Raw genomic sequence first — 24,950 nt, forward strand, 5'->3', positions numbered from 1 at the left:
AAGATATTACTGATTAAAGTTAAATATATGATAGGAAGGAAGATTTATGAGTCATAATAACCAGAAAAAGATAGCAGCTATTAATGATTACTCAGGTTTTGGAAGATGTTCTATAGCTGTAGAGCTTCCGATTATATCAGCTCTTAAAGTGCAGTGTTGCCCACTGCCAACATCAATATTGTCTAATCATACAGGTTTTGAAAGCTTTTATTTTGAAGACTTTACAGAAAGTATGCCGGCTTATATAAAGGAGTGGGAGAAGCTTAATCTTAAATTCGATGGAATATGTACAGGTTTTCTAGGTTCTCATAAACAGATTGAGATAGTCAGATATTTCTTTGACATATTTAAGACACCTGATAATATAGTTGTTGTTGACCCTGTTATGGGTGATTACGGTAATCTGTATGCTACATATACTAAAGAAACCTGCGAAGAGATGAAAAAGCTTGTAAGTTATGCCAATATTCTTACACCTAATCTTACAGAAGCCTGTATATTAACAGGCAGGGAATATAATGCAGAGTACGGTAATGAAGAGCTTGAGATAATCGCTAAGCAGTTATCAGATATGGGACCTTCAAAGATAGTTATAACAGGAATTGTCAGAGGTACATATATTGCTAACTATTGTTATGAGGACGGCTGTGGCGGATATGAGATTAAGACAACTAAGGTTGGAACACAGAGGTCTGGAACCGGTGATATATTTACGGCGATAATTGCAGCAGATGCAGTTAATAAAGTTAATTTCCACGAATCAGTAAGAAAGGCTTCACAGTTCATAAAGAAATGCATAATGAAATCAATAGAATTAGAGATACCAGTTACTGACGGAGTGTGCTTTGAGGAGCTGCTTACAACATTAAGATGATTAATGGATAAGATATTAAAATATCTTGATATTTAAGACGTCTGATAATAATGAGAGATAATTAGAAGAATGTTAATGTTAGATGATTTAATAAAAGAAAGAGAGAACAATTATGGAGATATTATATAAAGTACATAATAATCTTTATGTTAATATGACTAATAAATGTCCATTTGCCTGTACATTTTGTCTTAGACAGACTATGGATAGAATTGGCGAGTCGGACAGATTATGGCTTGAAAGAGAACCTCTTGTAAGTGAAGTTATAGATGAATTCGCCAAATGGAATCTTGATGATTTTGGTGAAGTAGTATTCTGTGGTTTTGGTGAGCCTACAGAAAGCTGGGATAAGGTAAGAGAGGTAGCAGCATTTATTAAAAAGACTTACAATAATAAGCCAATCAGAATCAATACTAATGGAGCAGGCAACCTTATCAATGAAAGAGATATAACAAAAGAAATGGCCGGTCTTATAGATACTGTATCAATAAGTCTTAACAATCCTGATAAGGATGAGTATAACAAGCTTGTAAGAAGTAAATTCGGTGATAAGACATTTGATGAGATGATAGATTTTGCGAAGAAATGCGTCGCCAATGGGCTTAATGTTGTTATGACAACGGTTGACACAACTATATCACACGAGGAAGAAGCACAGTGCCGGATAATATGCGATAAGATAGGTGCTTCTTATAGAATACGTCCCTGGGAGTCATAATTACACGATATTCACAGTTGAAATTATACAAGGAATGTTATAGAATTAAAAAGATTATTGTGAAGATGCGAAATATTATGGTGTATATGTGTTAAGTACATTATCACCTTATCAATAGATGGCATCTGTATCTTTAGGAGGATTATTGATATGGAAAAGACAATGGAAAAGATAGTAGCTTTAGCAAAGGCAAGAGGATTCGTGTATCCGGGTTCAGAAATCTATGGTGGACTTGCTAATACATGGGATTACGGTAACCTTGGTGTTGAGCTTAAGAATAACGTTAAGAAGGCCTGGTGGCAGAAGTTCGTACAGGAAAGCCCATACAATGTAGGTGTTGACTGTGCAATACTTATGAATCCACAGACTTGGGTTGCTTCAGGACATCTTGGCGGTTTCTCTGATCCTCTTATGGATTGTAAAGACTGCCACGAAAGATTCAGAGCTGATAAGCTTATTGAAGACTGGGCAGATGAGAATAACTATGAGATAGAAGGTTCAGTTGATGCATGGTCACAGGAACAGATGAAGAACTTTATTGATGAGAAGAATATATGCTGCCCAACTTGTGGCAAGCACAACTTTACAGATATAAGACAGTTCAACCTTATGTTCAAGACATTTCAGGGCGTAACCGAAGATGCTAAGAATACAGTATACTTAAGACCAGAAACAGCTCAGGGTATATTTGTTAACTTTAAAAATGTACAGAGAACATCAAGAAAGAAAGTGCCATTTGGTATTGGACAGATCGGTAAGTCATTCCGTAACGAGATTACACCTGGTAACTTTACATTCAGAACAAGAGAATTCGAGCAGATGGAATTAGAGTTCTTCTGCAAGCCTGGAACAGACCTTGAATGGTTCAATTATTGGAGACAGTACTGCATAGACTGGCTTAAGGCACTTGGAATTAAAGATGATGAGATGAGAGCAAGAGATCATTCACCAGAAGAACTCTGCTTCTATTCTAAGGGAACAACAGATATCGAGTTCTTATTCCCATTTGGCTGGGGTGAATTATGGGGTATTGCTGACAGAACAGATTATGACCTTACACAGCACCAGACAGTATCTGGCGAGGATATGTCATACTTTGATGACGAAGCTAAGGAAAAGTATATTCCATATGTTATTGAACCATCACTTGGTGCGGACAGAGTGACACTTGCATTCCTCTGTGCAGCTTATGATGAGGAAGAACTTGAAGGAGGAGATGTAAGAACAGTTCTTCATTTCCATCCAGCATTAGCACCAGTCAAGGTTGGTATCCTTCCACTTTCTAAGAAGCTTAATGAAGGTGCAGAGAAGGTATATGCAGAACTTTCTAAGTATTACAACTGTGAATTTGATGACAGAGGTAATATCGGTAAGAGATACAGAAGACAGGATGAGATTGGTACTCCATTCTGCATAACATATGACTTTGAGTCAGAAGAAGATAATGCTGTAACAGTAAGAGATAGAGATACTATGCAGCAGGAAAGAGTAAAGATTTCTGATCTTAAGGCATATTTTGAAGACAAGTTTACATTTTAATATAGGTATTAATTTATGAAATGTGTTAAATGTGGAACAGAATATGAGGGCAATGAGTGTCCCAGATGTAATGGACCTGTAATTAAGATTAACAGCAGTGACTATATGGCTAGACGTAAAGCATATGAAGAAAGCCTGGCAAGAAAAGAGATACAGAAGGTCTTAGACAGTGCAGAAGAAGCTTGCAATGTTTTGTCTTGTGAATCAGAACAATCTGATAAAGATGGCAAGACAATACAGCAGGGAAAGCGTGCAAAGAAGCGTTCGAATAAGGTAAAGAATTATGATGAAGGTGTCTTTGATATAACTAAAGTTGATTTTAATGATGTGGCTGATAAGTTAAAGGCTGGAAGTGAAAAGCTTGCCAGTAAAGCTAAAGGAAAAGCCCAGCAGGAAAAGGCTAAGACCAGAAAAAATAATAATGCTAAGACGGATAATAATGTTAAGGCAGATAATAATATTAAGATGGATAGCAGGATAAGACCACAGACAAAACATTCATATAAGAAAGCAGGAGTAGCTGTCGCCATAGTTATAGTGGCGATAGCTGCTATTTCATTAATTATGGCTGTTTTGTTAAGGAAGAATTCATATATATATATGAGTGATGGAAGCCGCATATATGATGTATCTTCACTTGAAAGCCAGTATATATGTGATGTTAAGGATGCATTATTTGGTCTTGATGAAGTTACATTTTATACGCCGGAATGGCCGGAAAATATATCTAAGGACAGTGTGGTTTCAAGTGCTGCAAGTCCGGATGGAAAGTATTATGCGGCAGATGTGTATAATGATGAAGATGAGCTATATTCATTATATGTATGGTCACAGGATGGAAGTGTGGAAGTTGTAAATAATATATATGCACACGAGATATATTATATTTCAGATAAAGGCACAATTATTTACAAAGAAACAGAAACTATCAATGACACAGGAAAGACAGGTGGACTTAAGCTGTCTATGGCAGAGATTACCAATGATAAAAGTTCAGGAAGTCTTATAGGAAAGACTGATACAATAGAAGCCAGTCTTACGCAGGCATATGTATACAGTGACAGCGATACAATTATAATACTTGATAGTGATAACAGATTATATCAGTACAATTATAGCAATAAGAAGCAGACATATGTGGCAGATAATGTGGATAATATATATCCATTAAGTGATACAGATGGTGTGTATACTAAAGGTGCAGGACATCTGAATACATCTGACAAGGCTGATGAATATATATATAATTCACAGGACAATAATTATATTGTTAGTGTTAAGAATGGCTTGGCACAGCAGCTTGATGGCATTGATGGTGCTAATATGACATATATTATTGATAGTAAGAATGATTACATATACTGGGTAGGTAATAAAAAAGTGTCATATGCAAAGTATAAAGACGGAATGGTGTCAGATAAGAAAGAACTTGGCAGCATAGGAAATATGCAGAACATAGTATTCTTAAAAGCATCGGGTGAACTTGTATACATTAATTCAGAGGCAAAGCTTATCAATGCATTAAAGGGTGATAAGACTGTTATTGCAGAGAATGTGAAGGACGGAAGCTTATCGCTTATTAATAATACAAAAGAGTCTATTACTTATATAGATAATGACGGACAGTATTATTTAAAGACACCATCAGCTAAGAAAGTGCTTATGGGAAATGTTACAGATACAGTTAATACATCTGATACAAGTCTTTACAGAAAGAGATTGTATTATTATGGTTCTGATAAGACATTATATTCTTGCGATTTAAAGGGTGGTTCAAAGAGCCAGATAGGAACAGTGGACAGGCTGTGGATTGGAACACATTAAAACAATTGTATATTAATGGAACAGATATTACAGCATTATTCTAAGACTTTAAGGTATAATAGGGTATATAAGGACATATATAATAACAAATGTTATAAGAGGTTATTATTATGTCCGGATATATGAAAGTGTTAGCAGAATATTCAGATAAAGCAGGACATAAGGACAGAACAGGACATATAAAAAGAATTACAGGTATAATAACAGCCATAATTATGTTAATTACTACGGCTGTTATTGTACCTGTTTTTTGCTGTGCAGAGGAAGTATCAGGACCAGACATAGATACACCTTCTGCGATACTTATGGAGGCGGCGACAGGACAGGTAATATATGAAAAGGATGCCGATACAGTTCTTGCACCTGCAAGCATAACAAAGATAATGACGCTTATACTTATATTTGAGGCAATAGAGGACGGAAGCATTAATATGGAAGACCCGGTAACTGTGTCGGAATATGCGGCTTCAATGGGCGGAAGCCAGGTGTTCCTTGAGCCGGGAGAGATACAGAGTGTCAGGACTATGATTAAGTGTATAGCGGTGGCAAGTGCTAATGATGCTTGTGTTGCAATGGCAGAACACATAAGCGGGGCAGAGAATGTATTTGTTGATAAAATGAATGAGAAAGCCCGTGAACTAGGAATGAGCAACACACATTTTATTAACTGCTGTGGACTTGATGTAGACGGACATACATCAAGTGCGAGAGATGTAGCGGTTATGAGCCGGGAGCTTATTAATAACCACCCACAGATAAAAGAATTCAGCAGTATATGGATGGAGAGCATAACACACATTACAAGAAAAGGCGAGAAGGATTTCGTGCTTACCAATACTAATAAGCTTATGAAACAGTATGCCTATGCCACAGGCTTAAAGACAGGTTCAACGAGCAAGGCAGGCTGCTGCCTTTCAGGAACAGCCAATAAAGACGGAATAGATCTTATAGCAGTTGTTATGGCGGCACCGACAAGCAAGATACGATTCAGTGATGCGATAACGCTTCTTAATTATGGTTTTAGTGTGTGCAGTATATATAAAGATGAAGAACCGCTTGATACAGAGAGCATTAAAATCTCATCGGGCAGGCAGGATAAGATTAAGATAACAAAGGAAAAAGACTATTCATATATGTTCATTAATAAATATAACAATGATGATATAAGACGGGAGTGCATAATCAATGATAATATTAAAGCTCCATTAAAAGAGGGTGATGAGGTAGGCGTTATTAAATATTATTACAATGAGGCTTATATTGGAAGTGTTAAGATAATAAGCTGCGAAAATGTTGATACAGCAGGCTTTATGGACACGGTTAAGAAAATATTTAAAAGCTTACTTTAATTAAAGTAGTGCCATTTGCCGTATAATATGCTATATTATTAAATAATATTCATTAAGGGAATCACAAGGACACAATTATGGATTTATTTGATTATATGCGAAAGACTAATCAGGAGAATGATTCTCCTCTTGCGATGAGATTAAGACCAAGAACTTTGGAAGAAGTTGTAGGACAACAGCATATTGTTGGTAAGGATAAGCTTTTATACAGGGCTATAAAGGCGGATAAATTAAGCTCTATTATATTTTATGGACCTCCTGGAACTGGAAAGACTACATTAGCCAAGGTTATTGCCAATACGACAAGTGCGGATTTCTGTCAGATTAATGCTACAGTAGCAGGCAAGAAAGAGATGGAAGATGTTGTAGAGAGGGCAAAAAATAATCTTGGAATGTATGGTAAGAAGACAATACTTTTTGTAGATGAGATACATAGGTTTAATAAGGGGCAGCAGGATTATCTTCTGCCATTCGTGGAAGACGGAACTATTGTGCTTGTTGGTGCAACAACAGAAAATCCATATTTTGAGGTTAATGGAGCCTTGATTTCAAGGTCTATAATATTTGAGTTAAAGCCATTGTCAAAGGAAGATATCAAAGAGATACTAAAGAGAGCTGTATACGATAAAGAAAGAGGTATGGGAAGCTACAAGGCTGACATAGATGATGAGGCTTTGGAGTTTCTTGCTGATATAGCAAATGGCGATGCAAGAAGTGCACTTAATGCGATAGAACTTGGAATACTTACAACTGACAGGTCAGATGACGGACTTATACATATAGATTTAAAGACAGCAGAACAGTGTATACAAAAAAGGGCTGTCCGATATGATAAGACGGGTGATAATCATTATGATACCATATCAGCATTTATTAAAAGTATGAGGGGGTCTGACCCTGATGCAGTAAGTTATTATCTGGCAAAGATGTTATATGCAGGTGAAGATATAAAGTTTATTGCAAGAAGAATAATGATATGTGCAAGTGAAGATGTAGGCAATGCAGACCCTTACGCATTAGTTGTTGCTACGAATGCAGCACTTGCAGTTGAGAGGATAGGTATGCCGGAGGCAAGGATAATTCTTTCACAGGCGGCGTTATATGTTGCCTGTGCACCTAAGAGCAACTCTTGTTATATGGCAGTTGACAAGGCTATGGAACTTGTTAAGACAACCAAGACAGCACCTGTGCCGGCACATTTGCAGGATGCACATTATAAGAGTGCTTCAAAGTTAGGACACGGCATAGGTTATAAATATGCACACGATTATCCTAACCACTATGTGAAGCAACAGTATTTACCTGATGGACTTGAGGACGTAAAGTTCTATGAACCAACAGATAATGGCTATGAGAAGCAGATAAAGACACATTTAAAAAAGATTAATTCGGAGACGTAGAACTGATGAGAGAGTATATTAACAGACTTTCAAGAGGAAAGTTCAGATATGACATTCCAGATATAATACAACCTGATGATGTTATTATAGAAGATGTTATCTGTGACACAATACATAATGCAGAATTTCATATACAGGCGCAAGATGTAATTAAGGGGGTAGTATACTCTGATAATGCCAAGGTGACAGTGCTTACACCGTCATTTGCGGGAAAAGACAGTGATATTAAATACGTTATAGATGCAAGGGGACTTTCAGAGGGGGACAGCATAGAAGGAGAGTTCACGCTTGTTACTAATGCTGGAGAGAAAGAGGTATTATACAGCTTTACAGCAGTTAAAGAAACAGTAGATACAAGCCTTGGAAAAGCGGATAACCTGTTCCATTTTACTAATCTTGTGCAGGTTAATAAAGAAGAAGCAGTAAGCTTATACAGATCCGATAAATTCAAAAAAATATTCTTACAGGGTGATGATGTATTAAATAATCTTTACGATGTCCTGTATGACAGAGAAAATGTATATGAGTCAATGGAGGAGTTCTTAATAGCAATTAAGAAAAAGTCTGCTCTTACTTTCAGTGTTGATAATAATATAAGAGATTATAATATAGATGGTGCTAACGAAAAGGACAGCATAATTATAGAAAAGAACGGCTGGGGCTATATAAAGCTTGACGTACAGTGTGAAGCACCATTTATTAAGATGAAAAGAGGAATAATAACTTCTGATGATTTCATAGGTGATGTATATGAGCTGGATTATATAATAGATGATAAGCTTCTTCATGCAGGCAATAACTATGCGTATATTATAATAAGCTCTTACAGTCATCAGGAAGTAATAGAGATTACAATAAATGGAAAAGAGATTGTTAATGACAGCGGCTTTGATGAACACAGAGAGATAAGAACTGCAAAGAGCAGGCTTACAGCAGAATATCTCCAGTTCAGAATGAAACGCATAACCAAGCAGGAATGGGTTATTAACACTAATAAAATTCTTGACAGAGTTCGTGGATTGAAGAAATCGGACATAATATTTGACGTATTGCAGGCTGGTGTTAATTTTATATCAGGTGATGATTACAATGGAAGCAGAATTCTTGAGAACATTAAGGACAGGGTATTAAGCGATGTTGATAATCATATTGAGTTATACAGTCTTTACCTTTATGTAAGCACGCTTGAAAGAAAAGATGCAGGATATACATCAGATGTAGCCCAGATAGTTACAGAGTGTTATGAACACGGATATGACAGCTGGGTGCTTTTGTGGATATTATTCTATATAGACGGACAGTCTGAGAATAACAAGAGCATTAAGCTTATAAGAATAAAGGATTGCTTTAATGATGGCTGTATAAGCCCGGTTATGTATTTAGAGGCACTTAATATATATAATGCACAGCCAGAGCTGTTAAGGCTGTTTAACAGATTTGAGATTCAGGTGATAGCATTTGGTATAAAGTACAATATGATTACAGAAAAGCTTGCAAAGCAGGCAGCGGCTGTAATTGCCAATGAAAGAATTACTAATAAAGATAATATAGAGATATTAAAAAAACTTTATACAATATATGAAGAAGATGACATATTAGAAGTATTAATATCACATATGGTAAGGGAAGGAATAGCTGGTGAGGAAGCATTTCCATTTTATGAGAAAGCGGTTCTTAGAGGCATAAGAATAACAAGATTATATGAGTTCTATATGGCAAGCATAAAGAAAGATATAAAGGTGAGAATTCCAAGAATTGTCCTTTTGTATTTTACATATGATTCAGGTATTAATTATGAATGGAAGTCCTTCTTATATGCCAATGTTGTCTATAATAAAGCATTCTATAAGGATATATATGATTCGTACGAGCAGATGATAGAACTGTATCTTTATGAGCAGTTAAAGGCCGGCTGTATCAATAATGACCTTATGTATCTTTACAGACAATTTTTAAAGCCACAGCTTATCAATAATGAAACAGCAGAATATGCGGTTAAGTTAAGATTTATGTATCGTGTAACTGCTGATTGCAGTAAAGTAAAAGCTGTTATAGTAAAATGCGGCTATATGAAAGAGCCTGCAATATATGAGATGACAGGCAATGATATATATATTCCGCTTTATATCTCTAACTGTTCTATGGCATTTATCTGTACGGACGGAGTTATAAGAAGAAACACTGTCAATTATGAGATAGAAAAGATATTAGAAGAACCACTGGATATAACATTGTTAGATGAATATGACATTGAAGAGCCATATATAGCTTTATTCAGAGCAGATTATTGCAGAAAGAAGCATATATATAATGCGGATACACCATCTATATATAAGAAAGCGGCGATGGTTAAAGGAGTTACATACGAATACCGACAACTTATTAATTCGTGGCTTATTGAATATTATAAAGAATATTATGAAGGTGAAACCTTTAATGATGAGTACAGTGACCTTATTAAAGATGGTCTTGATATCAATACGGCACAGGGGCTTATTGAAATACTTTTGGAGTACGGAATGTATTATGAGGCAAGGGAACTTATGGAACGCTACGGCTATACAATAGTTCCAGCAGGCAAGATGTTTAAGTTCATAGTACACGAGCTTACTGCTTCGGTTAATAAGGAAAGCTATAAAGATATATTGTGTGAATATGTGTTCAGGAATCATCTGTATAATGAGCTGGTACTTGAATATATGGTTGATAATTATAATGGTTCAGACAAGGATATGTACAGGTTGTGGAAGAGTGCATCTGATTTTGGCGTAAATATTAAAAATCTTTCTGAGAGGGTTATCTCACAGTATATGTTTACTCAGGATAAAGATTATTATGATAAGCTTACACAGGTATTTACAGATTATTATAATAAAGGTGCATCACAGCTGATAGCCAAAGCATATATAGCTTATAATTCATTTTTATATTTTATTAAAGGAAAAAATGTAAGTGACATAACATTTACGGTTGTAAAAGAATGTTACAAAGATAAGATTGGTATTCCTGTAATATGCCTTGCTGCGTGGCTTAAAAAAGTATCAGAGAATATAAAAGAATTGAATAAACCAGATATTAAAGACACAGCACAGAAGATTCTTGATGAATTATGTGCAAAAGAGATAATCTATGATTATTATAAACGTTTTAATGGTGTTCTTAATATACCGTATAATGCATGTGGTGTTACAGTGATTGAGTATTATGGCAATCCTGATAATAAAGTTGTCATTAATTATAAAGTTAATGATGCTAAAGAATATGCAAGTGCAGTTATGAAATGTGATAACTGCGGAGTATTTACATACAGACTTTCATTGTTCTATAACGACAAGGTTATATATAATTATACAATTGGAACAGACACTAATACGAAGGAATATAACATATTGTACGATAACCTTAATGATGGAGATAATAAGGGCAGATTTGATGCAATTAATGAATGTCTTGCAAGCGAGGAGCTAAGGGATATGGTTACATTAAAGAAGCTTATGGAAAGCTATGCAGTAGAAGATTATGTGACAAAGCAGTTGTTTGTACCAGAGAATATGAGGCAGTAAGACTAAATTCCTGCTAAGAATGGAGATAGTTATGAACGATACAGATTTGATAATAGGAGTGGAGCTGCTTGAGGATAATATACAGATGTGTGTGTATGACAGTGAGTTAAAAGCACCAGTGGCAGCAGATACCGAAAAAGACAAAACTTTATCAGAGAATATAAAAGCTGTTATTAATAAGAAAAATGCCAGCAGTGTAGCTTCTATATGTGTTGTTGTTCCTGATTTTACCAAAGATACACTGGAGATTGTAAAGGAGGAGCTGTACAATGCAGGTGTTGCAAATGAGCAGTACCAGATAATAAGCAGAATAGAAAGCTTTGCATATTATGCGTACAGCCAGAAGAAGGAACTTTATCAGAATGGTACAGTGCTTATGGATTACAATGCTTCGGGAATTGATGTATACAGATTGTACTGCAATAAGATTGGTGATATGCAGTACATATTACAGGAGCATACATTAAGCCAGCCTGAAGGAAGTACAATAGAAAAGGCTTCACATTCCGTTACCTTGTATATGACAGAATATTTTAAGAAGCACAGGGCTTCAAGTGTATATCTTACAGGTATGGGATTTGATGTGGACAGGCTTCCAGATGAATTCACCAAAGTATTAGTTGCGGGAAGAAAAGCATTTGTTGGGCAGAATTTATATGTAAGAGGTGCGTGCTTTGCAGCGTTGGAGTATATATCTCCACAGGTATTTGGTAATGTGTGCCTTCTTACAGATGGCAGGATAAAAGCTGATATTGAAACGGATATATCAGAACACGGACGTCCTATGAAGTTTAGAATTGTCAAAATGGGAACTAACTGGTATATGGCAGAAAGAACAATTGATTTTATTATTGAAGATGTGTCGGTTATAAATTTCCAGATTATATGGCCGGACGGAAAATATATAGAAAAGCAGGTTGATATAAGCTCTATTCCTTACAGGGAAGGAAAGACAACAAGAATATCAATGAATGTAAAGGCATCTTCACAGGATAAATGTATTGTTACAGTAAAAGACCTTGGTTTTGGTGAGATATATCAGGCATCGGATAGTGTTATAGTTGAAGAACTGGATTTAAGTGAGGCAGATGTATGAGTGCAATGATTTTGTGCAGGGGGAAGGTTGCAGACAATCCTTTATATATAATGCAGTCAGGTATCAGATTGTATACAGAAGAAGAACTGTGTTATTATATTTACAATAATATATATATACTTACTAATGATTTTATCAATGATGAGCTTATAACATTTCTTAGGGATGAAGTGGGAAATACAGCACTTGCCCAGAGATTAACCATAATGAAAAGTAATAATGAGCTGTTGGCAAGTATGCTTGTCACAATACTTAAATCAGTTGATTATTATTCTTTGGAACAGATTGAAAAGATAAGCGAAATACTGAATACGCTTGATAATCAGAATGCTTATGAAAGACTTGGATTAAGAGGGGACAGTTTTCTTTCTAATGAGTGCTTCTATAAGGCGGTTGACTGTTATAAGCAGATTATAGATGAATACAGCAATGCTGCCCCGGCAGCGTTCTTAGCAGGTGTGTACCATAATATGGGTGTTGCACTTGCAAGAATGTTCTTATATAATGAGGCTTCATACAGCTTTATGAAAGCATATGAGATAGGACAGCATAAGAATTCATACAAGTGTTACCTTGCGGCAAAGTGGTTTATGGATAAAGACGGAAGTGTTATTAATGAAGATGTGCCAGAGGAGGAGTATATCATAAGAAGAAAGATAGAACAGCTTATGGATAATGCTGCGTATCAGGACGAGATTAGAAAGCTTAATGACACAGAGAAGTATAAAAATGCAGGAGATGTGGCAGGGTATCATAAAGTATTAGATGATATTCTTACCAATTGGAAACAGGATTATTATAAATATACTGCGAGGTGATAAGACAAGTGGGATTATTCAAATTCTTAAAAAATAATTATGACAGTGATGAGGATTTAAAAGACCTTGAGGAGCTTGTGTATGAAGATGAGAATGGATTTAGAAATAAACGTTCTATTAATGATATGATACACAGCTATCAGGTGGGTTCGTATACTGGCAGTAATCATAATGATGATCTGGAAGAAGAATTATATAAGACGGCTGGCAGTGATGCATCTGCTGATGAATTCAGAGGGCTGACAGAAAAGACTAAGAAACAGCAGGCAGATGTGTTAAAGGAAGAAGAAAAATATGACCACCTGCTTAACAGTATACAGGCACAGACGCTTATAAGAACAGTTGATAAGGTTAATCTTGGCGGAGCGGTCAATAATACGCAGGATAATCTTGAAGAGGTTGACACGGCAGGATTTACAGGCTCAGAGGTTGGGAGCTTTGTTAAAAGCCAGTGTGATATTATGGAGGAAGCTTCAAGATATATAGAAAATGCCAAGGTAGAATATGACAGTGTAACTGATTATTATGAGGATATACAAAGAATCGAGAATGCACCGGAAAATATAAAGCTTAAGCTTATGTATGCGGCAGACCGTGTTGATAATCTGTCGGTTGACAGGCGTATTTTTAAATCACCGGAGAACAAGCTTTCCAACAAAGTGTACCGTATGATGGAATCTTATGAGGAAGATTTTCCAGAGGCACTTGTAAAGCTGAGGCACGATGAAGAAGATTACAATACAGTATTAAAGAATGTAAGAATGATTAAGGGTGAGAGGTCAATGTATCGTATAGAGGCAAATGACCTTGTGAAAAAACAGCTTAGAATTAAGAAGTATTCAGTACTTATGCTGGCACTTCTTGTAGGGGTGTTTGTTATATTTCTTCTTATATCAGCGGCTTCACCAGATGATGAACACATTGGAATGTTCATAACAGTTGTAATACTTGCACTTACGCTTTCGCTTGGTCTGTTTGCTTATCTTAAATCAACAGAACGAAAAGTGTATGTGACAGAGGTAAAGCTTAATAAAGCAACAGCACTTCTTAATAAGTACAAGATAAAGTATGTAAATGCTGTAAATGTGCTTGAATATGAATATAGCAAATATGCGGTAAAGAGTGCATTTGAGCTTGAGCAGAAGTTTCAGGCATATGTTGAGATGAAAGATGAACAGCGTAAAATACTTGAGATAACAAGTAATCTTAATGAGGCAGAAGCGGAGCTTACAGATATATTAAGACAGCTTGGTGTAATTGATACACATATATGGATAGGACAAGTTAAGGCGATACTTAATCCTAAAGAAATGGTAGAGGTAAGACATAATCTTTCCATAAGACGCCAGAAGTTAAGAGAACAGATAGAATATAATGAATCAAGAATAGAAGATGCAAGAAATAATATTAAAAATGTGACTAAAAAGAATAAGGTGCATGCCAAGGAAGCTATGCAGGTTCTTGAGATTTATGAGAAAAGACATAAGAATAATTAAAATAATACTTGCGAAATATGAGCATTGTGTTACAATTGAGAGTGGTTTTTTGCGAAATGATTAACAATGTGTAAATAGCGCAAGAAGGAGGATAAGATGAAAGAAAGACTTGATGCAATCAAAGAAAATGCGTTGTCACAGATAAAGGCAACAGATTCTCTTGATAAGTTAAATGATATCAGAGTTGCTTTTCTTGGTAAAAAAGGCGAGCTTACTGAAGTTTTAAAGGGTATGAAGGAGGTAGCTCCTGAGGACAGACCTAAGGTTGGACAGATTGTCAACGAAACAAGACAGGCAATTGAAGAAGTATTAGAGGCTGCCAAGAAAGAGCTTGCTGCCAAGAAGAGAGAGCTTCAGATGAAGGCAGAGGTAATTGATGTAACACTTCCAGCCAAGAAAGCTGAACTTGGACATAAACATCCTAATATGCTTGCGCGTGAAGAAATAGAAAAGATATTTATAGGAATGGGATACGAAGTTGTAGAAGGTCCAGAGGTAGAATATGATTATTACAACTTTGAGGCACTTAATATTCCAGCTAACCATCCAGCAAAAGATGAACAGGATACATTCTATATCAATGATAAAGTTGTTCTTAGAACACAGACATCACCTGTTCAGGCAAGAGTTATGGAAAAAGGCAGACTTCCAATAAGAATGATTTCACCTGGACGTGTATACAGAGCAGATGAAGTTGATGCAACCCATTCACCTTGCTTCCATCAGGTTGAAGGTCTTGTAATTGATGAGAACATAACATTTGCTGACCTTAAGGGAACACTTGCAGAATTCGCTAAGGAGTTATTCGGTGAAGATACTAAGGTTAAGTTCAGACCACATCATTTCCCGTTCACAGAGCCTAGTGCCGAGATGGATGTAAGCTGCTTTAAATGTGGCGGCAAGGGATGCCGTTTTTGTAAGGGTGAGGGCTGGATTGAAATACTTGGCTGCGGAATGGTTCACCCACATGTATTTGAAATGTGCGGAATTGATAAAGATAAATATACAGGTTTTGCGTTTGGCGTAGGTCTTGAAAGAGTTGCCCTTCTTAAATACGAAATCGATGATATGAGATTGTTATACGAGAATGATACAAGATTCTTAAAGCAGTTCTAATTAATAATAAGTGGAGGATAAGTATGGATACATCTATTAAATGGATAAAGGACCTTGTTCCAGGTTTAGAGTGTACAAATCAGGAATTCAGAGATGCTATGACTCTTTCAGGTACTAAGGTAGAATGTTTTAATGAGCTTGATAAAAATCTGGATAAAATTGTTGTAGGACAGATTGTTTCAGTAGAAAGACATCCAGATGCAGACAAGCTTGTAGTATGTCAGGTGAATGTAGGAAATGAAACTGTTCAGATAGTTACAGGTGCTCCTAATATTGAACCAGGAACAAGTGGACAGAAAGTTCCAGTTGTTCTTGACGGCGGACGTGTGGCTGGCGGACACGATGGAAGTCCACTTCCAGAAGATGGAATTAAGATTAAAAAAGGCAAGTTAAGAGGCGTTGAGTCTTATGGAATGATGTGTTCAATTGAAGAACTTGGTTCATCAAGAGAATTCTATCCAGATGCAGCAGAAAATGGTATTTATATATTTGGTGATGATGCCAAAGTAGGAGAGAGTGCTGTAGAATATCTTGGACTTGATGATACAGTATTTGAATATGAGATTACTAACAACCGTGTAGACTGCTATAGTATCCTTGGTATCGCAAGAGAGGCAGCAGCTACATTCAGAAAGCCATTCAATCCTCCAGTTGTTAATGCTACAGGCAATAGCGAAGATGTTAATGACTATATTAAGATTGAAGTAGCAGCTAAGCAGCTTTGCAAGAGATATACAGCAAGAGTTGTTAAGAATATAAAGCTTGCTCCATCACCAAAGTGGATGCAGCACAGACTTATGACAGCAGGCATCAGACCTATTAATAACATAGTAGATATTACTAACTATGTTATGATAGAATATGGTCAGCCAATGCACGCTTATGATTATGATACAATCGCTGATAAGAAGATTATTGTAAGAACTGCTGCTGAGAATGAGAAGTTCGTTACACTTGATGGACAGGAAAGAACACTTGATTCAGAAGCACTTCTTATATGTGATGGAGAAAAGGCTATTGGTCTTGCTGGTATTATGGGTGGTGAGAACTCAATGATAACAGATGATGTTAAGACAATGCTTTTTGAAGCTGCAACATTTGATGGAACTAATATAAGAAAGTCAACTAAGAAGATTGGTTTAAGAACAGATGCTTCTGGTAAGTTTGAGAAGGGCTTAGATCCAGAGCTTGCACTTGAAGCTATGAACAGGGCCTGTGACCTTATAGAACAGTTAGGTGCAGGTGAAGTAGTTGGCGGTGTTGTTGATATATATGATGAGCCGGTATCTAAGAAGAGAATATCATTTGAACCAGATAAGTATAATGCACTTCTTGGAACAAATGTATCAAAGGAAGATATGCTTTCATATTTCAAGAGACTTGAAGTAGAATATGATGAAGCTTCTAATGAGCTTATTATTCCTACATTTAGACAGGATCTTAACAGAGATGCAGATATTGCAGAGGAAGTAGCAAGATTCTTCGGATATGATAATATTCCTACAACACTTCCAAAGGGTTCTACAACAATGGGTAAGATACCATTTGAGAGAAGTATTGAAGATGTAGCAGGTGAAGTTGCACAGTTCTGTGGATTCTCACAGGCTATGACATATTCATTTGAAAGCCCTAAGGTATTTGATAAGCTTAAGCTTGCGGCCGACTCAGAATACAGAAAGACAGTGGTTATCTCTAATCCATTAGGAGAAGATTTCTCAATAATGAGAACACTTCCTGTTAATGGTATGCTTACATCATTATCAACTAACTATAACAGACGTAATAAGAATGTTAAGTTATATGAGCTTGCAAAGGTATATCTTGCAGCAGATGATGTTAACGAGCTTCCAGATGAGAGAGTTATGTTCACGCTTGGAGCATTTGGAGATGTTGATTTCTTCCAGATGAAGGGTGTAGTTGAAGAATTCCTTGAAAGAATTGGAATGAGAGTTAAGCCGGAATACAATCCAGAGGCAGGAATTACATTCCTTCACCCAGGACGTCAGGCAGAGATTATCTATGATGGAACAAAGATTGGCTATATGGGTGAATTACATCCAGATGTAGCAGATACTTATTCATTAGGCGACAGAACATATATTGTTGTTATTGACCTTTCAATTGTAACTAAGATGGCAAGCTTTGACAGAAAGTTTGAGGGTATTGCCAAGTTCCCAGCAGTTACAAGGGATATAAGTATGGTTATGCCTAAGTCAGTTCTTGTAGGAAAGATTGAGAAGATAATCGAGAAACGCGGCGGAAGCATACTTGAGAGTTACAAGTTATTTGATATATATGAAGGTGCCCAGATTAAAGAGGGCTACAAGTCAGTAGCATATTCAATATCTTTTAGAGCTAAGGACAGAACACTTGAGGATAAGGATATCACACCAGTAATGGAGAAGATATATAAAGACTTAAGTGATAATGGAATCGAACTTCGTATGTAGTGAATATAGAGTGCACAATCTGAATAGAGGATTATTATGGATTTACATGATTTTTATTATGATCTGCCAGAGGAACTTATAGCACAAGACCCTCTGTCAGACCGTTCAAGCTCCAGATTGATGGTTCTTGATAAGAACACAGGAGCTATAGAACACAAGATATTTAGGGATATAACAGAATATCTTAAGCCGGGTGACTGCCTTGTAATTAATGATACTAAGGTTATACCTGCAAGACTTATCGGTGAGAAAGAAGGAACAGGTGCTGCCATTGAAGTGCTTTTGTTAAAAAGACTCGAAGACAGACAGGATACGTGGGAAGTCCTTGTTAAGCCAGGAAAGAAATGCAAGGTTGGTGCAAGGATAGTATTTGGTGGCGGAAAGCTTACAGGTGAGATTATTGATATAGTTGAGGAAGGTAACAGACTTATACAGTTTAGTTATGATGGCATATTTGAGGAAATTCTTGATGAACTAGGACAGATGCCGCTTCCACCATATATCACACATAAGCTTGAAGATAAGAACCGCTATCAGACAGTATATGCCAAGCACGAGGGTTCAGCAGCAGCACCTACGGCAGGACTACATTTTACAAAAGAACTGCTTAAACAGATAGAAGATATGGGAGTGAAGATTGCAAGAGTTACTCTTCACGTAGGTCTTGGAACATTCAGACCAGTTAAGGTTGAGAATATACTTGATCATCATATGCACTCAGAATTCTATCAGGTTGATAAAGAAGCAGCAGATATAATTAATAATACCAAGGCTAATGGTGGAAGAGTTATTGCTGTAGGAACTACAAGCACAAGAACTCTTGAATCAGTAGCTGATGAAAATGGACATATACCAGTTAAGAGTGGCTGGACAGAAATATTTATATATCCAGGTTATAAGTTTAAGGCAATAGATTGTCTTATAACTAATTTCCATCTCCCAGAATCAACTCTTGTAATGCTTGTGTCAGCACTTGCAGGAAGAGAAAATGTTCTTAATGCTTATGAAGTTGCAGTAAAAGAACGTTACAGATTCTTTAGTTTTGGGGATGCTATGTTCATTAAGTAGGCGTTAGATGTTTACAAAGTTACAATTAACTTAATAATACTAATAAATGTGAGTAGTACAGATGATCGCGGCTGCAAGTGTCGAAAGACCGCAGGTGAGGAAAGTCCGGGCTTCGCAGGGCAGGATGCCGGATAACGTCCGGTGGAGGTGACTCCAAGGCTAGTGCAACAGAAATATACCGCCAGTGCTTAACACTTAGTGTTGAGCTTATTGGTAAGGGTGGAAAGGCAGTGTAAGAGACTACCGTGGTATTGGTAACAATACTGGCTATGTAAACCCCATTCGAAGCAAGACCAAATATAAAGCGATACGGCTGCCCGTCGTGCTTTTAGGTAGGTTGCTTGAGCCTGCTGGTAACAGCAGGTCTAGATAGATGATCATCAGTAGTCAGGTCAAAGCCTGGCTGGACATAACCCGGCTTATAGTACTGCTCATATTTTTTTATTTAATAGGAAATTCCAATATAATTTCCTATTAAATAAAAGGCACTATGTGCCAGTTATGCGCACTCGCGTGAAGCTGTAGTTTGTCGCAAGCGACAGCACTCGTCGCGAGAATGTGCTTAGCACATTCTTTTTTATAATAGGAAATGGATGGATAGTAATGAACAATAATGATTATAAAGATAACAATGAGAACTTAAACAGTGAGAACACTGTGGATAATAAAAGCAGCCAGAACAGTGGTCATAGAAGAAGCAATGTCCAGCATACTGGCAGTAATACAGCTAACAATAACAGCCGTCACAATGTAAGAGAGGGAAGTAACAATAATTCAGAACATCACAGCAGCAATAGTAGTGAAGGACACCACAGCCACCATAGCAGTGGGGAACATCACAGCCACAGTGGTAAGAAGAGATTAACAAAACAGCAGAAAAAGAAACGTACTATAACAATTGTTTCAATAGTAGCTGCGGTTGTTGTTATTATAGGAATTATGGGTGTTAAAGGCTTATCTGATGCCAAGGGAATGTTAAAGAATGCTAATGAATTAAAGACAGAGATGAATGATATGCTTGGAGCTGTAAAAGCCCAGGATGCTGAGGCAGCTAATACAGCAGTATTAAAGCTTGACAATACAACTTATAAGATAAGCAAGACATTATCAAGCCCATTGTGGAAGATGGCAAGCCACATTCCGGTTGCAGGAAAGTATGTTAAGTCAGTAGATACACTTATAGGACTTGTTGAAGATGCATCAGATGATATTATAAAGCCGGCAGTAGCAACAATATCAGAATACCCTATGTCAGGTCTTAAAGTAGGTGATGGTTTTAGTGTAACAACAATTAATGCCTATCTTGATCTTTTAGAGCAGATACAGCCAGTGGTTAATAATATGACTGCTAAGATGAACAAGGTTGAACTTCCGGGAAGTATGGGAACAATGATATCTTCTTATAGTGATAAGATAACATCACTTATGAGTATGTACACAGATTATGAAGATTACATTCCATTAATGAAAGCATTTATCGGCGATGGAAGTGATAAGGTATATCTTCTTGCTGCACAGAATACAGCAGAGATAAGAGCTGCAGGTGGTTTCCCAGGTTCAATCGGAACAATAAGGGTTGAAGATGGTGTAATGTCAATTGGAGATTTTAATCCTGTTAATGATGTATTGGCAACATATCCACCAGATGAAGCTAATGTTACAAGAAAAGAATTAAAGATATTTAATGATACGTTAATCTATTCAAGAGATGCAAGTTTTAACCCTGATTTTGAAAGAGCTGCTCAGATATGGGCTTTGGCTTATGAAGCTAAGCACGGTGAGAGCGTTGATGGTGTGCTCTCACTTACACCGACTATTATACAGAAGGTTCTTAGAATATCAGGACCAATTACACTTCCTGATGGAACAGAGCTTAATGGTGATAATGCCGTATCAGTATTACAGTATGAGCTTTATTATAAATATCTTAGCGACAGAGGTACTAATGTTGATTATAATGAAGCTAATGAATATGTCGATGGTCTTTTTGCAGAGACAGCCAAGCAGGCAATGGCAGTATTGGTATCAGGCTTTGATTTTAAGAGAATTAATGAATATGTAGATATGTTTAATGAGGGTGTTGAGGAGAACACAATTATGCTTTGGTTCGTAGATGAGCAGGAAGAGCAGTATGCTAAGGACGCAGGTTGTTCAGGAAATCTTAATGATGACCCGGCTAATCCAGAAGCAGGAGTGTTCTTTAGCTTATATGAGCCTTGTAAATTAGGCTGGTTCTTAAATATTGATACAGAGATGAGTGAGCCTGTTATTAATGCAGATGGAACAAGAAGCTATGATATTACTGTGACATTAACTAATACAATTAAAAGAAGCAATATAACAAGAGCAGGTGGTTATATTCTTGGTGGATTCGATGGTGGAATAAGAGGATTTGTTCATTTATTCGCACCAGCAGGTGGTACTATAGGTAACTTTGAGACTAATAATGGCCTTAAGATAACAACTGATGAGTATGATAATCTTGAAGTTGGTTATAATGTTGATCTTGTAGTAGAAGCAGGTTCACCACAGGTAATAAAGTATACAGTAACAACAGCAGAAGGCGTTGATACACCACTTAAGATTCGCACAACACCTACATTACAGGCATACAGATAAAACAAGTAAGTATTGAATATTTTAGAAAGTGTTATGAAGGCAGGTTGTAGTGTACACAGCCTGTTGATTATATGGTATATATGAAATAAAAGGGGATGTGAAAAAACTCGATTGAGTTTTTTCACATCCCCAAAAAATGTTCGAAAATTACCCCTGGTATATCAGAAGTTTCATCGTCAGCACTTGAAAAATACAATTTCTTTCCATAAGAAAATCTGTAGATGAGATATCTTGACGATTTCGCAACCTGTTTGTAACGTCCGGAAACTTTTTGATACAATACCGTATTAAGTGTATTGTCATTATGCGTTTCCATATAGGTTCTGCCATTTGATTTGAACGTCCGTGATGATGCCTGCACCGTTGTCGTCCTGACATTGGTTATCGCAAAACATCCCAGAACCATAAACAATAACAACAGACATAGTTTCAAATGCTTTCTCTTTGTGTTTTTCATTTTCTTTTTTCTTTTTCGTATTCTTTCAGTTCTTTCAGAGCCTTCTCACCCTGTGGGTAAAGAATGATGATATTAAAGATCGTCATCAGTCCGATTCCAACATCACCAAGATCCCAAACAAATGTATATGCTGCAAGGCCGCCGATGAACAGCATCACAAGCGCCAGTACTTTGTATGCAGTCTGTGAAGCCCAGTTATCTCCGAAAAGATATGCAACATTGCATCTCGCATAAAAAAGGATGCCCAGAAACGTCGAAAAACTGAATAAAAACAGCGTCGCCGCAATAAAGATCACACCAAAACGGCCAAGATGATGTTCCATTGCTGTCTGCAGAAGATCCATTCCGGAAAGTCCTGTAACTTTTTCTTCCGGCGCAAGCAGCATGATAAATGCTGTACAGCTGCAGATCACGATCGTATCCACAAATACCCCGAGCGCCTGTACCAATCCGGCTTTGACCGGCTGGTCACATTCTGCCGCTGCTGCCGCACACGGAGCAGATCCGGAACCTGCTTCATTCGAAAACAGTCCACGTTTGATTCCATTCATTAGGACTGCACCAAAACCGCCGGCTGCTGCCTGTCGGAATCCAAATGCTTCCTCAAAAATTCTTGCAAAAACACCCGGCAAACTTCCAAGATTCATCACAATGATCAGAATCGTGATTGCAAAATAGCATACCGCCATGACCGGCACTACCATATCCAGGATCTTAACTGTCGCATCTTTACGAAGCACTATCACAGCAGCCACAGCAACAAGTACTACCGTCATATAGATCGGCGGAATGGAAAATGCATTTTTAAATGAAGAAACAACAGAATTGCTGATCACTTGACTGATACCGCACCAGCAGATCAGACCGGAGATTGCAAACAACACAGAAATCACCACTTTGTTTCTCTTTTTCTTTTGTTTTTCTTCTACATATGCATGAATATAATACGCCGGACCGCCGCGGTAACCTCCGTACAGCGGATCTTTTTCTTTATAAAGCTGTGCCAGTGTCGCTTCAATAAAAGCTGTTGATGAACCGATAATTGCCGTCACCCACATCCAGAAAACCGCACCGGCGCCGCCTGCCGAAATTGCCGCAACAACACCGACCAGATTTCCCATACCGACACGGGTTGCAGTCGAAACGATCAGTGTCTGAAATGAAGACAGACTGTTTTTTTCTTGTTTCTTCTCAACCAGTGCCTGCACCATATCCGGGAACAGGCGAATCGGCAGAAAACGCGTCCGAACCGTAAAATAAATTCCTGTAGGAATCAGTAAAATAATCAGAAGCGAAATCCCCAGAGTGTTGCCGCCCGGCAGTGGAATCTGCACCAGATCTCCCCACAGAAAACTATATACTTTCTCAATCAGAGTAACTATCATACTTTAAACCCTCTTCCATACTCACAACATCCGGGATACATGCTGCTCACGTCATCTCCAACAGCCTGATTCCCGGACAGATACCATAATAGTATAGCCCATATTAACCCTTAAACGCAAGTATTTTTAGGGTTTAAAGTCAAAAACTTTAAATAATTAAAGCTTTCAACTATGTTTGAAGCCTACAGCATCGTTTAACATGGAATTTCATCAAGTATTGTTTGCATTATCTAAATACCATTGGTTCACTGGTAACTAAGTATGTACTGGATTATCTGAATGAAATCGTTGAGCAGCTAGTACTTTTATGGGAACTGGATACAAGTACATTTGTTTACAGAAGTGGAAAGCGAAAATCCAAAGAACAGCGTCATTATGAACACTTGACTTTCGGAATTATGAAAAACGACCGTTGGTACAAGAGAATTGTCCGAAGAGGTATTCATTCAGTCAAACTGGAAGTTTTACTTGTGGCGATAGGCCACAATCTATATAAATATCAGAAAAAAAAGATGAGAAACAGAACTGCCGCATAGATTCAAAAAAAGAATTTCTATGGGGTAGGGGAAGTGCGCTTTCTTTGCGCATGATTTCAGTCATTTATACACAACAGGTACAAAAAGGGAGATGCGAAAAAACTCAATCGAGTTTTTTCACATCCCCTTTTTACTATATAATCAGGAGATTACATTAGAACTTCAAGCTTATATAATAAAGCTGTACGAATGTTGTATTGGGGGATATTATTTACCAGTATATTTCTCTTCACAGTATTTACATCTGTATACCTGCTTAACAGGGTCAGAAAGAACAAATACATGGTCAAGACCCTGTTCAATAGAAGTAATACATCTAGGATTCTTACATTTGATAACATTAGTAATCTGCTTTGGTAATGAAAGTGATTTCTTATCTACTATCTGTCCGTCTTTAATAATATTAACAGTGATATTATGATCGATAAATCCTAATACATCTAAATCAACAAGGTCAAGTCCGCCCTCAATCTTGATAATATCCTTTCTTCCCATTTTACTGCTTCTTGCATTCTTGATAATAGCAACCTGACAGTCGAGTTCGCCAAGACCAAGGTTATTATATATCATCATTGATTTGCCGGCTTCAATATGGTCTAGTACAAAGCCTTCATTAAGTTGTCCTACATTTAACATAATTAC

The 24,950-nt window shown here is 37.0% G+C and carries 18 protein-coding genes and 1 other RNA gene; 16 read left to right on the forward strand and 3 right to left on the reverse strand.

All coding sequences use genetic code 11. From position 1 onward, the window contains the following. Positions 1 to 46: 46 nt before the first annotated feature. From C7390_RS05790 to C7390_RS05860, 15 genes are all read left to right on the forward strand, one after another. The gene (locus C7390_RS05790) at positions 47 to 874 is read left to right on the forward strand and encodes a pyridoxamine kinase (protein ID WP_022503206.1); all 828 of its coding nucleotides are present in this window, start codon (positions 47 to 49) and stop codon (positions 872 to 874) included. 112 nt (positions 875 to 986) lie between these two features. Continuing rightward, positions 987 to 1,592 carry a TatD family nuclease-associated radical SAM protein gene (locus C7390_RS05795; RefSeq protein WP_022503207.1) on the forward strand — a complete coding sequence of 202 codons (606 nt, stop codon included), beginning with the start codon at positions 987 to 989 and terminating at the stop codon, positions 1,590 to 1,592. Between the two features lie 144 nt (positions 1,593 to 1,736). Beyond that, positions 1,737 to 3,131: a glycine--tRNA ligase gene (locus tag C7390_RS05800; RefSeq protein WP_456362874.1), complete on the forward strand. Its 1,395-nt coding sequence runs from the start codon at positions 1,737 to 1,739 to the stop codon at positions 3,129 to 3,131. 15 nt (positions 3,132 to 3,146) lie between these two features. After that, complete coding sequence (locus tag C7390_RS05805; protein ID WP_116443767.1) at positions 3,147 to 4,955, forward strand: hypothetical protein; 1,809 nt, start codon at positions 3,147 to 3,149, stop codon at positions 4,953 to 4,955. A gap of 110 nt (positions 4,956 to 5,065) precedes the next feature. After that, entirely contained in the window at positions 5,066 to 6,304 is a 1,239-nt protein-coding gene (locus tag C7390_RS05810; RefSeq protein WP_318255790.1) for a D-alanyl-D-alanine carboxypeptidase family protein, read from the forward strand. A gap of 77 nt (positions 6,305 to 6,381) precedes the next feature. Continuing rightward, positions 6,382 to 7,704: a replication-associated recombination protein A gene (locus tag C7390_RS05815; protein WP_022503211.1), complete on the forward strand. Its 1,323-nt coding sequence runs from the start codon at positions 6,382 to 6,384 to the stop codon at positions 7,702 to 7,704. 5 nt (positions 7,705 to 7,709) lie between these two features. Then, complete coding sequence (locus tag C7390_RS05820) at positions 7,710 to 11,267, forward strand: DUF5717 family protein (RefSeq protein WP_055306147.1); 3,558 nt, start codon at positions 7,710 to 7,712, stop codon at positions 11,265 to 11,267. Positions 11,268 to 11,298: 31 nt separating this feature from the next. After that, a complete protein-coding gene (locus tag C7390_RS05825) occupies positions 11,299 to 12,363 on the forward strand; it encodes a DUF5716 family protein (RefSeq protein ID WP_090139913.1) in 1,065 nt (354 codons plus the stop codon). Further along, positions 12,360 to 13,181, forward strand: coding sequence for a hypothetical protein (locus C7390_RS05830; RefSeq protein ID WP_022503214.1), 822 nt, complete (start codon positions 12,360 to 12,362; stop codon positions 13,179 to 13,181). Before C7390_RS05825 ends, C7390_RS05830 begins: the two co-directional genes overlap by 4 nt. An 8-nt stretch (positions 13,182 to 13,189) precedes the next feature. Further along, positions 13,190 to 14,677, forward strand: a complete 1,488-nt coding sequence (locus C7390_RS05835; protein ID WP_090139911.1) for a hypothetical protein — start codon at positions 13,190 to 13,192, stop codon at positions 14,675 to 14,677. Between the two features lie 96 nt (positions 14,678 to 14,773). After that, a complete protein-coding gene (gene pheS, locus C7390_RS05840; RefSeq protein WP_022503216.1) occupies positions 14,774 to 15,793 on the forward strand; it encodes a phenylalanine--tRNA ligase subunit alpha in 1,020 nt (339 codons plus the stop codon). A 23-nt stretch (positions 15,794 to 15,816) separates the two neighbouring features. Then, a complete protein-coding gene (gene pheT / locus C7390_RS05845) occupies positions 15,817 to 18,243 on the forward strand; it encodes a phenylalanine--tRNA ligase subunit beta (RefSeq protein WP_055306145.1) in 2,427 nt (808 codons plus the stop codon). A 36-nt stretch (positions 18,244 to 18,279) separates the two neighbouring features. Beyond that, positions 18,280 to 19,311, forward strand: coding sequence for a tRNA preQ1(34) S-adenosylmethionine ribosyltransferase-isomerase QueA (queA, locus tag C7390_RS05850; RefSeq protein ID WP_055174128.1), 1,032 nt, complete (start codon positions 18,280 to 18,282; stop codon positions 19,309 to 19,311). Positions 19,312 to 19,360: 49 nt separating this feature from the next. Further along, positions 19,361 to 19,749, forward strand: an RNA gene (rnpB, locus tag C7390_RS05855) — RNase P RNA component class A. 165 nt (positions 19,750 to 19,914) lie between these two features. Beyond that, positions 19,915 to 21,930, forward strand: a complete 2,016-nt coding sequence (locus tag C7390_RS05860) for a DUF4012 domain-containing protein (RefSeq protein ID WP_116443768.1) — start codon at positions 19,915 to 19,917, stop codon at positions 21,928 to 21,930. Between the two features lie 121 nt (positions 21,931 to 22,051). Here the strand turns inward: C7390_RS05860 and C7390_RS13640 are convergent, their stop codons facing one another. Beyond that, positions 22,052 to 22,387 (reverse strand): hypothetical protein, encoded by a 336-nt coding sequence (locus C7390_RS13640; RefSeq protein WP_318295579.1) that lies wholly within the window; start codon positions 22,385 to 22,387, stop codon positions 22,052 to 22,054. Further along, positions 22,384 to 23,772, reverse strand: coding sequence for an alanine/glycine:cation symporter family protein (locus C7390_RS05870; protein ID WP_116443770.1), 1,389 nt, complete (start codon positions 23,770 to 23,772; stop codon positions 22,384 to 22,386). The genes C7390_RS13640 and C7390_RS05870 overlap by 4 nt, the downstream gene beginning before the upstream one ends. A 383-nt stretch (positions 23,773 to 24,155) precedes the next feature. Between C7390_RS05870 and C7390_RS13880 the strand changes: the two genes are divergently transcribed. Beyond that, positions 24,156 to 24,308 (forward strand): transposase, encoded by a 153-nt coding sequence (locus tag C7390_RS13880; protein ID WP_456362875.1) that lies wholly within the window; start codon positions 24,156 to 24,158, stop codon positions 24,306 to 24,308. A gap of 207 nt (positions 24,309 to 24,515) precedes the next feature. Here C7390_RS13880 and C7390_RS05880 read toward each other — a convergent pair whose 3' ends face one another. Next, positions 24,516 to 24,944 carry an aspartate carbamoyltransferase regulatory subunit gene (locus tag C7390_RS05880; protein ID WP_022503311.1) on the reverse strand — a complete coding sequence of 143 codons (429 nt, stop codon included), beginning with the start codon at positions 24,942 to 24,944 and terminating at the stop codon, positions 24,516 to 24,518. Positions 24,945 to 24,950 lie beyond the last annotated feature (6 nt).

It is taken from the genome of Bacteroides galacturonicus (assembly GCF_003096855.1).
GTDB classification, from domain to species: domain Bacteria; phylum Bacillota; class Clostridia; order Lachnospirales; family Lachnospiraceae; genus Lachnospira; species Lachnospira rogosae.

What these genes read in the sequence shown, in the direction of transcription:
- C7390_RS05870 (WP_116443770.1), bottom strand. Translation starts at nt 23,772, where the DNA reads ATGATAGTTACTCTGATTGAGAAAGTATATAGTTTTCTGTGGGGAGAT.
- C7390_RS05815 (WP_022503211.1), top strand. Translation starts at nt 6,382, where the DNA reads ATGGATTTATTTGATTATATGCGAAAGACTAATCAGGAGAATGATTCT.
- C7390_RS05790 (WP_022503206.1), top strand. Translation starts at nt 47, where the DNA reads ATGAGTCATAATAACCAGAAAAAGATAGCAGCTATTAATGATTACTCA.
- C7390_RS05795 (WP_022503207.1), top strand. Translation starts at nt 987, where the DNA reads ATGGAGATATTATATAAAGTACATAATAATCTTTATGTTAATATGACT.
- pheS (WP_022503216.1), top strand. Translation starts at nt 14,774, where the DNA reads ATGAAAGAAAGACTTGATGCAATCAAAGAAAATGCGTTGTCACAGATA.
- C7390_RS05880 (WP_022503311.1), bottom strand. Translation starts at nt 24,944, where the DNA reads ATGTTAAATGTAGGACAACTTAATGAAGGCTTTGTACTAGACCATATT.
- C7390_RS05805 (WP_116443767.1), top strand. Translation starts at nt 3,147, where the DNA reads ATGAAATGTGTTAAATGTGGAACAGAATATGAGGGCAATGAGTGTCCC.
- C7390_RS05820 (WP_055306147.1), top strand. Translation starts at nt 7,710, where the DNA reads ATGAGAGAGTATATTAACAGACTTTCAAGAGGAAAGTTCAGATATGAC.
- C7390_RS05860 (WP_116443768.1), top strand. Translation starts at nt 19,915, where the DNA reads ATGAACAATAATGATTATAAAGATAACAATGAGAACTTAAACAGTGAG.
- pheT (WP_055306145.1), top strand. Translation starts at nt 15,817, where the DNA reads ATGGATACATCTATTAAATGGATAAAGGACCTTGTTCCAGGTTTAGAG.
- C7390_RS05825 (WP_090139913.1), top strand. Translation starts at nt 11,299, where the DNA reads ATGAACGATACAGATTTGATAATAGGAGTGGAGCTGCTTGAGGATAAT.
- C7390_RS05810 (WP_318255790.1), top strand. Translation starts at nt 5,066, where the DNA reads ATGTCCGGATATATGAAAGTGTTAGCAGAATATTCAGATAAAGCAGGA.
- C7390_RS13640 (WP_318295579.1), bottom strand. Translation starts at nt 22,387, where the DNA reads ATGAAAAACACAAAGAGAAAGCATTTGAAACTATGTCTGTTGTTATTG.
- C7390_RS05830 (WP_022503214.1), top strand. Translation starts at nt 12,360, where the DNA reads ATGAGTGCAATGATTTTGTGCAGGGGGAAGGTTGCAGACAATCCTTTA.
- queA (WP_055174128.1), top strand. Translation starts at nt 18,280, where the DNA reads ATGGATTTACATGATTTTTATTATGATCTGCCAGAGGAACTTATAGCA.